General features: G+C 60.9%; 10 protein-coding genes. 9 read left to right on the top strand and 1 reads right to left on the bottom strand.

The features are described from left to right. Nucleotides 1–333: 333 nt before the first annotated feature. Nucleotides 334–693, bottom strand: a complete 360-nt coding sequence (locus tag VNV36_RS17050) for a DUF6124 family protein (protein WP_325718770.1) — start codon at nt 691–693, stop codon at nt 334–336. Between the two features lie 527 nt (nt 694–1,220). Between VNV36_RS17050 and flhA the strand changes: the two genes are divergently transcribed. The 9 genes from flhA (at nt 1,221) to VNV36_RS17005 (ending at nt 11,989) form a co-directional block, all read left to right on the top strand. Further along, nucleotides 1,221–3,350 carry a flagellar biosynthesis protein FlhA gene (gene flhA / locus VNV36_RS17045; protein ID WP_325718769.1) on the top strand — a complete coding sequence of 710 codons (2,130 nt, stop codon included), beginning with the start codon at nt 1,221–1,223 and terminating at the stop codon, nt 3,348–3,350. An 11-nt stretch (nt 3,351–3,361) separates the two neighbouring features. Continuing rightward, nucleotides 3,362–4,702, top strand: coding sequence for a flagellar biosynthesis GTPase FlhF (gene flhF / locus VNV36_RS17040; RefSeq protein WP_325718768.1), 1,341 nt, complete (start codon nt 3,362–3,364; stop codon nt 4,700–4,702). A gap of 116 nt (nt 4,703–4,818) precedes the next feature. Continuing rightward, entirely contained in the window at nt 4,819–5,649 is an 831-nt protein-coding gene (gene fleN / locus VNV36_RS17035; RefSeq protein WP_016771060.1) for a flagellar synthesis regulator FleN, read from the top strand. Then, nucleotides 5,646–6,386: an RNA polymerase sigma factor FliA gene (gene fliA, locus VNV36_RS17030; RefSeq protein ID WP_016771059.1), complete on the top strand. Its 741-nt coding sequence runs from the start codon at nt 5,646–5,648 to the stop codon at nt 6,384–6,386. Before fleN ends, fliA begins: the two co-directional genes overlap by 4 nt. Nucleotides 6,387–6,553: 167 nt before the next feature. Further along, a complete protein-coding gene (locus VNV36_RS17025; protein ID WP_024012118.1) occupies nt 6,554–6,925 on the top strand; it encodes a chemotaxis response regulator CheY in 372 nt (123 codons plus the stop codon). Nucleotides 6,926–6,943: 18 nt separating this feature from the next. Further along, nucleotides 6,944–7,732 (top strand): protein phosphatase CheZ, encoded by a 789-nt coding sequence (locus tag VNV36_RS17020; protein WP_042607546.1) that lies wholly within the window; start codon nt 6,944–6,946, stop codon nt 7,730–7,732. 54 nt (nt 7,733–7,786) lie between these two features. Next, complete coding sequence (locus VNV36_RS17015) at nt 7,787–10,063, top strand: chemotaxis protein CheA (RefSeq protein ID WP_325718767.1); 2,277 nt, start codon at nt 7,787–7,789, stop codon at nt 10,061–10,063. A 49-nt stretch (nt 10,064–10,112) separates the two neighbouring features. Then, nucleotides 10,113–11,249: a protein-glutamate methylesterase/protein-glutamine glutaminase gene (locus VNV36_RS17010; protein WP_325718766.1), complete on the top strand. Its 1,137-nt coding sequence runs from the start codon at nt 10,113–10,115 to the stop codon at nt 11,247–11,249. Continuing rightward, on the top strand, nt 11,249–11,989 hold the full coding sequence (locus tag VNV36_RS17005; RefSeq protein WP_039763601.1) for a flagellar motor protein: 741 nt from the start codon (nt 11,249–11,251) through the stop codon (nt 11,987–11,989). Before VNV36_RS17010 ends, VNV36_RS17005 begins: the two co-directional genes overlap by 1 nt. Nucleotides 11,990–11,995 lie beyond the last annotated feature (6 nt).

Raw genomic sequence — 11,995 nt, 5'->3', positions numbered from 1 at the left:
CGGTGTTATCGGGCGGGGTAGAAGTGGACATGGTCGGAGCTCCTGCGTAGTGGGAACGGGCAGGAGTCATCAAAACGCTTAACTGCAAATTGCGCACCTGTCAGATCTGACAGGTGCGCACATGTTTCCGACGAGTGGTTGTCGCTTTAGCTGAATGCGAGCGTGTTTTTTTGCCCGGAAAGATGCCAAGACTTTGAGGCCGTATTCGCGAGCAGGCTCGCTCCCACAGGTTCAGCGGCGGTGTGAACACAGCCTTGTGATCGACACAGATCCCTGTGGGAGCGGGCCTGCCCGCGAAGGCGTCGGCAGCCTCAACGCTTCACTGACGGCCTGTTACTGAGGCAACTCCAGATTATCCAGCACCCGATTCACCGCCAGTTCGCCGAGCATGATCAGTTGTGCGATCCCCATCAGCGTCCGGCGCTGCGATGGCTTGACCAGCCCGGCGAATTCCTGGGCGATGGTTTTCGCTGAGGCCAGCGTCTCGCAGGCGTTGGCCAGCAGGTCTTCGTTTTTGGTGTCGGCGGTGACGGCGTACATCGCTCGCGGGGTGTACGGCGGTGGGGTGGAGCCGGGTGGGCAGAGGTAATGATCGAGGGCGCGTTCGGCGGCGTCGTGGAGTTTTTTTGAATCGAGAGATTCGTAGGGGGAGGTGGGGTCGGTTTCGGGTGGGTTGGGTGTGGGTTTGATCATGGTTAAGCTCCTACAGGTGAGGCCACCAAAACCTGTCGCTAAACAAGAAAGGGTGGCGGCTGGACGCAGGTTAGCGAACCGGGTGTAGGCGCCCGGCAGACCCGAAGGTCTCCCACGCACAGCCGCCATGACAGCAATTGCAGAAAGAATGTCTGCAAATTGAGTTTGGAGCGCTAGTGCGCCTACATAGACTCGAGTCGCTAAACCCGATCGCTGATTCGTCAGCGACCGGACCACAATAGAACCCGACCCCCAGGTGCACAAGCCGGCGGATTCTGGCTTGGCTGTAGGTATTGGCGCAAGGATTTGTAGCCTTGAGACCGTGTCTGCAGGTGTCTTTTAAACTCGTCGTTTAAAAAACAGGATCGCAGCCTTCGACAGCCCCTACAGGAGACGTAAATCCATGTAGGAGCTGCCGAAGGCTGCGATCTTTTCTGCTTGGCCGAAAGTTGGAAGGCTTCTTGCAATAGCCGCCGTGCGCCCGCTCCGGGCGTCAAAAGTTTGCTTTAAAGGAACGGGGAAAACCGGTGGATCGCACTCAGTTATTCAATACAGCACGCACCAACGTTGCCGACCTCAGTCGAGGCAATCTGGGCGTGCCGTTGTTGCTGCTGGTCATGCTGGCGATGATGATGCTGCCGGTGCCGCCGTTCCTGCTCGACGTCTTCTTTACCTTCAACATCGCTCTGTCGATCGTCGTCCTGCTGGTCTGCGTGTATGCGCTGCGGCCGCTGGATTTCGCGGTGTTCCCGACCATTCTGCTGGTGGCGACGCTGCTGCGGCTGGCCTTGAACGTAGCCTCGACGCGGGTGGTGATGCTCCACGGTCAGGACGGCCATGCCGCGGCCGGTAAGGTGATTCAGGCTTTCGGTGAAGTGGTCATCGGCGGTAACTACGTGGTTGGTATCGTGGTCTTCGCGATTCTGATGATCATCAACTTCGTCGTGGTGACCAAGGGCGCCGGGCGGATTTCCGAGGTGAGCGCGCGCTTCACCCTCGACGCGATGCCCGGCAAACAGATGGCGATCGACGCCGACCTCAACGCGGGTCTGATCGACCAGAACCAGGCCAAGGCCCGTCGCCAGGAAGTCGCCCAGGAGGCCGAGTTCTACGGTTCGATGGACGGTGCCAGCAAGTTTGTCCGTGGTGACGCCATCGCCGGTCTGCTGATTCTGTTCATCAACCTCATCGGCGGCATGGCGGTGGGTATCTTCCAGCACGGCATGAGCTTCGGCGATGCCGGCAAGGTTTACGCGTTGCTGACCATCGGTGACGGTTTGGTGGCGCAATTGCCATCACTGTTGTTATCGACAGCGGCGGCGATCATGGTGACCCGTGCTTCGGGCTCGGAAGACATGGGCAAACAGATCAACCGGCAGATGTTCGCCTCGCCCAAGGCGCTGGCGGTGGCCGCAGGTCTGATGGCGGTGATGGGTCTGGTGCCGGGCATGCCGCACTTCTCCTTCCTGACCATGGCCGCGCTGGCCGCTGGCGGCGCGTACCTGTTCTGGAAAAAACAGAACGTCGCCAAGGTCGTGGCACTGGAAGAGGTCAAGCGTCAGCAGGAACTGCTGCCGTCGCCGGCCCGCGCTATGGAAACCAAAGAGCTGGGCTGGGACGACGTGACGCCGATCGACATGATCGGCCTGGAAGTCGGTTATCGCCTGATTCCGCTGGTGGATCGCAATCAGGGCGGGCAACTGCTGGCGCGGATCAAGGGCGTGCGCAAGAAGCTCTCGCAGGATCTGGGCTTCCTGATGCCCACCGTGCATATTCGCGACAACCTCGATCTGGCGCCCAGCGCGTATCGCCTGACCCTGATGGGCGTGATTCTCGCCGAAGCCGAGATCTACCCGGATCGCGAACTGGCGATCAACCCGGGCCAGGTCTATGGCTCGCTCAACGGAATCAACGCCAAAGATCCGGCTTTCGGGCTGGAAGCGGTGTGGATCGAAATCAGCCAGCGCGCCCAGGCGCAATCGCTGGGCTACACCGTGGTCGACGCCAGCACCGTGGTTGCCACGCACTTGAACCAGATTCTGTACAAGCACTCCAGCGAGCTGATCGGCCATGAGGAAGTGCAGCAACTCATGCAATTGCTGGCCAAGAGCTCGCCGAAACTGGCTGAAGAGCTGGTGCCGGGCGTGGTCTCGCTGTCGCAATTGCTCAAAGTCCTGCAGGCGCTGCTCGCCGAACACGTGCCGGTGCGCGACATTCGCAGCATCGCCGAAGCCATCGCTAACAATGCGGCCAAGAGTCAAGATACCGCCGCGCTGGTGGCTGCAGTGCGGGTCGGCGTATCCCGCGCCATCGTCCAAAGCATTGTAGGCACTGAGTCCGAGCTGCCTGTGATCACATTGGAACCAAGGTTGGAACAGATATTGCTCAATAGTCTGCAGAAGGCAGGACAAGGCTCGGAAGAGGGCGTTCTGCTGGAGCCAAGCATGGCCGAGAAGCTGCAACGTTCGTTGATCGAAGCGGCGCAGCGTCAGGAAATGCAAGGCCAACCGGTGATCCTGCTGGTAGCAGGCCCGATTCGCGCGATGCTCTCGCGCTTTGGTCGCCTCGCAGTCCCAGGGCTGCATGTGCTGGCCTACCAGGAAGTACCGGACAACAAGCAAGTGACCATCGTTGCGACAGTAGGGCCCAACGGCTGAGGTAGTGGTTTATGCAAGTTAAGCGTTTTTTCGCCGCCGATATGCGTCAGGCCATGAAGCTGGTTCGCGATGAGCTGGGCGCTGATGCCGCCATCATCGGCAACCGCCGCATCGCCGGCGGCGTCGAGTTGACGGCGGCACTGGATTACAAGTTGTCGGCGCTGGCGCCACGGGTTCCGAACATGGAACTCGAAGACGAGCTGCGCAAGACCCAGTCGCGCATTGTCACCGCCCAGGCCGAACTGAGCCTGCGTGGCGAAGCCGACGGCAACACCAATCGCCAGTTGTTCGCCGGCCTGCCGTTGACGGCGGGCCTGCCGCTGACCGCTGCCGAGCCGCTGACCGAGCCGACCTACGCTGAACCGGCGCGTCCGGCCGCAGCGCCGGCGCAGGCCTCGGCGGGTGTCGATCCGCGAGCACTGGATTCGATGCGTTTTGAACTGAACAGCCTGCGCGAGCTGATGGAAGTGCAGCTCGGCACCCTGGCCTGGAATCAGCTGCAAGGCAGCCGTCCGGCCCAGGCCAATCTGTATCGCCGTCTGCAGCGCATCGGCCTGTCCGGCCCGCTGTCGCGCGATCTGTTGGCGCTGATTACCGATATCGAAGAGCCGCGTCAGGCCTGGCGCATGCTGCTGGCGCACCTGGCGCGGATGATTGCCGTACCGGAAGTCGAGCCGCTGGAAGAGGGCGGGGTGATTGCCATGGTCGGCCCGGCCGGCATGGGCAAGACCACAACGCTGGCCAAGCTTGCCGCCCGTTACGTGCTCAAGTACGGCGCGCAGAACGTTGCGCTGGTGAGCATGGACAGCTTCCGCATCGGTGCGCAGGAACAACTGAAAACCCTGGGGCGCATTCTCAATGTGCCGGTGACTCACGTCGATCCGGGCCAGTCTCTGGTGCAGGCATTGGATCCACTGCTACGCAAACGCGTGGTTTTGATTGATACTGCCGGGCTGCAAGCCAGTGACCCGGCGCTGCGCATGCAGCTTGAGAGCCTGGCCGGGCGTGGCATTCGTTCAAAAAATTATCTGGTGCTGGCAACCACCAGCCAGAAACAGGTTCTAACCGCCGCTTATCACAGTTACAAGCGGTGCGGGCTGGCCGGTTGCATCCTGACTAAACTGGATGAAACGGCCAGTCTCGGCGAAGTGCTGAGCCTGGCGATCAGTCATGAATTGCCGGTCGCGTACCTGACCGATGGCCCACGGATTCCGGATGATCTGCATCTGCCGCGCCGTCATCAACTGGTCAGCCGCGCCGTCAGCGTGCAAATGCAGGAAGAACCCAGCGAAGAAGCCATGGCTGACATGTTCGCTGATATCTATCACAGCCCGACCAAGCAGGTTGGCTGAGGTAATCATGAACAGTTTTTGTACCTACATCGATGGTCTGCCACGCATTGTTCCGATCGGGAACGCGCAGCCAGTAATGTGGCCTCCGTCTATGCAAGACAAGGTAAAGAAATAACATGGGCAGCATGCATCCCGTACAGGTGATCGCGGTGACCGGCGGCAAAGGTGGCGTCGGCAAGACTAACGTGTCAGTGAACTTGTCCCTGGCGCTGGCAGAGCTTGGCCGTCGGGTCATGCTGCTGGACGCCGACCTGGGTCTGGCGAACGTTGACGTGCTGCTGGGGCTGACACCCAAACGCACGCTGGCCGACGTGATCGAAGGTCGTTGCGAACTGCGCGATGTGCTGTTGCAGGGCCCGGGCGGGATCCGCATCGTGCCGGCGGCCTCCGGCACGCAAAGCATGGTGCACCTGAGCCCGGCGCAACACGCCGGCCTGATCCAGGCGTTCAGCGACATCGGCGACAATCTCGACGTGTTGGTGATCGACACCGCTGCGGGTATTGGTGACTCGGTCGTCAGTTTCGTCCGCGCCGCGCAGGAGGTGTTGCTGGTGGTCTGCGATGAGCCGACTTCGATCACTGACGCCTATGCACTGATCAAGCTGCTCAACCGCGACTACGGCATGAACCGCTTCCGCGTGCTGGCCAACATGGCGCAGAGCCCGCAGGAAGGGCGCAACCTGTTCGCCAAGTTGACCAAGGTCACGGATCGCTTTCTGGACGTCGCCCTACAATACGTCGGCGCAGTGCCCTACGACGAAAGCGTGCGCAAAGCGGTGCAGAAGCAGCGCGCCGTTTACGAAGCCTTTCCCCGTTCCAAGTGCGCGCTGGCCTTCAAGGCCATCGCCCAGAAGGTCGACACCTGGCCGCTGCCCGCCAACCCGCGCGGGCATCTGGAATTTTTCGTCGAGCGTCTCGTGCAGCAAACCGCAGGGCCTGTGATATGACCGCCAGTGGCATGAATCTTTACAAGAAGTCGGCGCGTGACGCGCAGTACGAATTGATCGAGCGTTACGCGCCACTGGTCAAGCGCATTGCCTATCACTTGCTGGCGCGTCTGCCGGCCAGCGTGCAGGTCGAAGACCTGATTCAGGCCGGAATGATCGGTCTGCTGGAGGTTTCGACCAAATATGACGCCAGCAAAGGCGCCAGTTTCGAAACGTACGCGGGCATTCGAATCCGCGGCGCGATGCTCGACGAAGTGCGCAAAGGGGACTGGGCGCCACGCTCGGTTCACCGCAATACCCGGATGGTCAGCGACGCGATTCGCTCGATTGAAGCTAAAACCGGTCGTGACGCTAAAGATCACGAGGTTGCGGCCGAACTCCAATTGAGTCTCGACGATTACTACGGGATTTTGAATGACACCTTGGGCAGTCGCCTGTTCAGTTTCGACGACCTGTTGCAGGACGGCGAACACGAAGGGCTGCACGAGGATGGCGCCAGTGCTCATATGGAGCCGTCACGCGATCTGGAAGATGAACGCTTCCAGGCGGCGCTGGCGGACGCGATTGCCAATTTGCCGGAGCGTGAGCGCCTGGTGTTGGCGCTGTACTACGACGAAGAGCTGAACCTCAAGGAGATCGGTGAAGTCCTTGGCGTCAGTGAATCGCGGGTCAGCCAGTTACACAGCCAGTGCGCGGCCCGTTTGCGGGGGCGTTTGGGGGAGTGGCGAGCGCGCTGAAGGCAGTGTGGGGACACTGCGAAACGAGGCTGGTGCGGTGATGAGCGGCGCCGGTCTCGATCCGTTGTGCTCCAGACAAACTTCGAGTGCTATGCCGATTGATTGAAGTGGCGTGTCCAGGTGCTGGGCGCGTTTAAGACTGCTTGGAGGTCGAATTGAACAAAGACATGAAAATCCTCATCGTTGATGACTTCTCAACGATGCGGCGGATCATCAAGAACCTGCTGCGCGATCTTGGGTTCACCAACACCGTCGAGGCCGACGATGGCACCACTGCCATTCCGGTGCTCAACAGCGGCAGCATCGACTTTCTGGTAACGGACTGGAACATGCCGGGCATGACCGGTATCGATCTGCTGCGCCACGTGCGTGCCGATGAAAAACTCAAGCACCTCCCGGTGTTGATGGTGACTGCTGAAGCCAAGCGCGAGCAGATCATCGAGGCCGCTCAGGCCGGTGTGAACGGTTACGTGGTCAAACCTTTCACGGCTCAGGCGCTGAAAGACAAAATCGAGAAGATTTTCGAACGCATCGGCTGATGAATGCGCGGGGGAGCTATGGAGCATAACGAATCTTCACAGGGCGATTTTGAGTCGACCCTGAAAAAACACGCGGTCGAACTGGTCGAGAGCCTTGAAAAAGGCAGGTTCGGCGACGCGGTACAACTGATCCATGAGCTCAATCAGACCCGTGACCGCGGCCTGTATCAGGAAGTGGGCAAGCTCACACGTGAACTGCACAGTGCGATCGTCAATTTCCAGATCGATCCGCACATGCCGCAGGCCGAGGAAGTGTCGCAAATCACCGACGCCACCGAACGCCTGGGCTATGTGGTCAAGCTGACCGAAGCCGCGGCCAACCGCACCATGGATCTGGTGGAAAGCGCAACGCCGGTGGTCAACAGTCTGGCCGATGAAGCGCAGACGTTGAGTGCCGACTGGGGCCGCTTTATGCGTCGCGAGGTCGGGGCTGAAGAGTTCCGCGAACTGGCGCGCCGGGTCGACGGTTTTCTGTCACGCAGCAGCACGGACAACCGCGCGGTGTCGAGCAATCTCAACGACATCCTGCTGGCCCAGGATTATCAGGACCTCACCGGCCAGGTGATCAAACGCGTGACCCAACTGGTCACCGAAGTCGAAAGCAATTTGCTCAAACTTGTGCTCATGGCCAGTCAGGTCGATCGCTTTGCCGGCATCGAACATGACCGCGCCGCGATGCTTGCCGAAAAAGATCCACAAAAACATCTCTCGCAGGGTGAAGGTCCGCAGATTCATGCCGATAAACGAGAAGACGTTGTGTCCGGTCAGGACGATGTGGACGATTTGTTATCCAGCCTCGGGTTCTAGAGTTTTGGAATTTTAGGTTTTTTGGGTTTTTAGACCTGTAGGAGCACCCCATTAATGAGCTTCGGCGCCGATGAAGAGATCCTTCAGGATTTCCTGGTTGAGGCCGGCGAGATTCTTGAGCAACTGTCCGAACAACTGGTCGAGCTGGAAAGCCGTCCGGATGATGCAGATCTGCTCAATGCAATTTTTCGCGGTTTCCACACTGTAAAAGGGGGCGCCGGCTTCCTTCAGCTCAATGAGCTGGTGGAGTGCTGTCACATCGCCGAAAACGTGTTCGACATCCTGCGCAAGGGTGAGCGTCGCGTTGATGCAGAACTGATGGACGTTGTTCTGGAAGCACTGGACGCGGTGAACAGCATGTTCAGCGAAGTCCGTGAGCGTGCACCGATCACTGCCGCCACGCCGCAACTGCTCGCCGCGCTGGCACGCCTGGCCGAGCCGCAATCGGCTGATGAAGCCGTGGCCGCACCGCAAGAAGTGGTGGAAGAACCGGTCGCCGAAAGCGCATCGGAAGACATCACCGATAACGAATTCGAACAACTGCTGGACTCGCTGAATGCCGTCAAGGCGCAAGCCGAGGCTCCGGCCGCTGCTGTGGCGCCCGCGCAGGTTGCCGACACGGCGGCCAGCGATGAAATCACCGACGCCGAATTTGAATCGCTGCTTGATCAACTGCACGGCAAAGGTCAGTTTGCAGTGGATGCGGTCGCTCCGGCGTCAGCAGCAGCGGCTCCGGCCGCACCTGCTGCAGGCGACAGCTCGGACATCACCGACGACGAATTTGAAGCCTTGCTCGATCAGTTGCACGGCAAGGGCAACTTCGCCGTTGACGCGCTGGAATCGGCCATTGCCTCGGCACCGGCAACGCCTGCTGTACCGGCAGCCGCTGCGGCCGGCAGCGACCTGATCAGCGATCACGAATTCGAATCGCTGCTCGACGAATTGCACGGCAAAGGCAAGTTCACTGACGTGGGTGCTGCGACTGCGGGCGCTGCTTCGAGCGTCGCTACCCCAGCGGCCAAAGCTCCGGCTGCCGCTGCTGCACCGAAACCTGCCGCCAAGCCTGAGCCGAAAGCCGAGGCGCCGAAACCGGCCGCCGCTGCTGCACCGGCTCCGGCCCGTGCTCCTGCGCCACCGCCACCGGAAAAACCGGCCAGCGAAGCCGAAACCACTGTGCGCGTGGATACCGCGCGTCTCGACGAGATCATGAACATGGTCGGCGAGCTGGTGCTGGTGCGTAACCGTCTGGTGCGCCTGGGCCTCAACAGCGGCGACGAAGCCATGTCCAAGGCCGTGTCGAACCTCGACGTGGTCACGGCTGATCTGCAGACCGCGGTGATGAAGACGCGGATGCAACCGATCAAGAAGGTTTTCGGGCGCTTCCCGCGTCTGGTTCGCGACCTCGCACGGCAGCTGAAGAAAGAGATCAACCTGGAACTGGTGGGTGAAGAAACCGACCTCGACAAGAACCTTGTCGAGGCCCTGGCGGACCCGCTGGTCCACTTGGTGCGCAATGCTGTCGACCACGGCATCGAGTCGCCGGAAGAGCGCGAAGCGTCGGGCAAGGCCCGTGGCGGTCGCGTGGTGCTGGCGGCCGAGCAGGAAGGCGACCACATCCTGCTGTCGATCTCCGACGACGGCAAAGGCATGGACCCGAACGTCCTGCGTTCGATTGCCGTTAAACGCGGTGTGATGGACAAGGACGCGGCCGATCGCCTCAGCGATACCGAGTGCTACAACCTGATCTTCGCCCCGGGCTTCTCGACCAAGACCGAGATCTCCGACGTGTCCGGCCGTGGTGTCGGCATGGACGTGGTCAAGACCAAGATTTCCCAGCTCAACGGTTCGATCAACATCTACTCGACCAAGGGCCAGGGCTCGAAGATCGTCATCAAGGTGCCGCTGACCCTGGCGATCATGCCGACCCTGATGGTCATGCTCGGCAATCAGGCGTTCGCGTTCCCGCTGGTCAACGTCAACGAAATCTTCCACCTCGACCTGTCGACCACCAATGTCGTCGATGGTCAGGAGGTAGTGATCGTGCGCGACAAGGCGCTGCCACTGTTCTACCTCAAGCGCTGGCTGGTCAGCTCCGCCGCTCACGAAGAGCAGCGCGAAGGCCATGTGGTGATTCTTTCGGTGGGCACCCAGCGGATCGGCTTCGTCGTCGATCAACTGGTGGGCCAGGAAGAAGTGGTCATCAAGCCATTGGGCAAAATGCTCCAGGGGACTCCGGGCATGTCCGGCGCCACCATCACCGGTGACGGCCGCATTGCGCTGATTCTCGATGTTCCAAGCATGCTCAAGCGTTACGCCACAAAGCGTATTTGAATCCGGGGCGGCGGGGCGATGACGCCTCGCTGCACCTAATGGAGTGTTTATGGCAGTCAAAGTCCTGGTGGTGGACGATTCGGGTTTTTTCCGCCGCCGCGTCTCGGAAATTCTTTCAGCGGATCCGAGCATCCAGGTGGTCGGCACGGCCACCAATGGTAAAGAGGCGATCGATCAGGCCATGGCCCTCAAGCCAGACGTGATCACCATGGACTACGAGATGCCGATGATGGACGGCATCACGGCGGTGCGGCACATCATGCAGCGCTGCCCGACTCCGGTGTTGATGTTCTCCTCGCTGACCCACGAAGGCGCGCGCGTGACCCTCGATGCGCTGGACGCCGGTGCGGTGGATTTCCTGCCGAAGAATTTCGAAGACATCTCGCGCAACCCCGAGAAGGTCAAGCAGCTGCTATGCGAGAAAGTCCACAGCATCTCGCGCAGCAACCGTCGTTTCAGTGCCTACAGCGCGCCGGCACCTGCCGCCGCGCCAGCGCCGACGCCTGCTCCAGCGGCGGCGAGCTACGGCAGCCACAGCAGCCCTGTGCCGACGCGTCCGGCTCCTGCGCCAGCGCCTGCCCGTGCATCCGCTGCCAGCGCTTCGTCGTCGGCACCGAAACGCAAAGCCTACAAACTGGTTGCCATCGGTACCTCGACTGGCGGCCCGGTAGCGCTGCAACGCGTACTCACGCAATTGCCGGCGAACTTTCCGGCGCCGATCGTGCTGATCCAGCACATGCCGGCAGCGTTCACCAAGGCTTTTGCCGAGCGCCTGGACAAGCTCTGCCGCATCAGCGTCAAGGAAGCCGAGGATGGCGACATCCTGCGTCCGGGCCTGGCGCTGCTGGCGCCGGGTGGCAAGCAGATGATGATCGACGGCCGTGGCGCGGTGAAGATTCTGCCGGGTGACGAGCGTCTGAATTACAAGCCGTGCGTGGACATTACGTTCGGTTCGGCGGCGAAATCCTACGGCGACAAAGTTCTGGCAGTGGTGCTGACCGGCATGGGCGCCGACGGCCGCGAAGGCGCGCGTCTGCTCAAGCAGGGCGGCAGCTCGGTGTGGGCGCAGGACGAAGCCAGTTGCGTGATCTACGGCATGCCGATGGCCATCGTCAAAGCTGATCTGGCTGACGCCGTGTACGGTCTGGACGATATCGGCAAGCACATCGTCGAGGCGTGTATCTGATGGATGTTCTCAGCCTTATCGGCCTCATCATGGCGTTCGTCGCCATCATCGGCGGCAACTACCTTGAGGGCGGTCACCTCGGCGCGCTGGCCAACGGCCCGGCGGCGCTGATCGTACTCGGTGGCACTGTTGGTGCCGCGCTGCTGCAATCGCCGATGAGCGCGTTCAAACGCGCCATGCAGATTCTCGCCTGGATCTTCTTTCCGCCGCGCGTGGACCTGGCCGGCGGTATCGACCGCGTGGTCAACTGGAGCCTCACCGCACGCAAGGAAGGCTTGCTCGGCCTGGAAGGGGTGGCCGATGCCGAGCCCGACAGCTATTCGCGCAAAGGCCTGCAACTGCTGGTTGACGGCGCCGAGCCGGAAGCTATTCGCAGCATCCTCGAAGTGGATTTCTACACCCAGGAATCCCGTGATATCGAAGCGGCCAAAGTCTTCGAGAGCATGGGCGGCTACGCGCCGACCATCGGCATCATCGGTGCGGTGATGGGCCTGATCCACGTGATGGGCAACCTCGCCGATCCGTCGCAACTGGGTAACGGCATTGCCGTGGCGTTCGTCGCGACCATCTACGGCGTGGCCAGTGCCAACCTGATCCTCTTGCCGGTCGCAGCCAAGCTCAAGTCCATCGCGTTGCGGCAGTCGCGTTATCGCGAAATGTTGCTGGAAGGCATTCTGTCGATCGCCGAAGGTGAAAACCCGCGCTCTATCGAGCTGAAGCTTCAGGGCTTCATGGATTGATGGGGG

This window comes from Pseudomonas sp. (assembly GCF_035554175.1).
GTDB lineage: Bacteria > Pseudomonadota > Gammaproteobacteria > Pseudomonadales > Pseudomonadaceae > Aquipseudomonas.
Note: the sequence above shows the minus strand (reverse complement) of the source record. Positions and strands in the feature narration are given on the sequence as shown.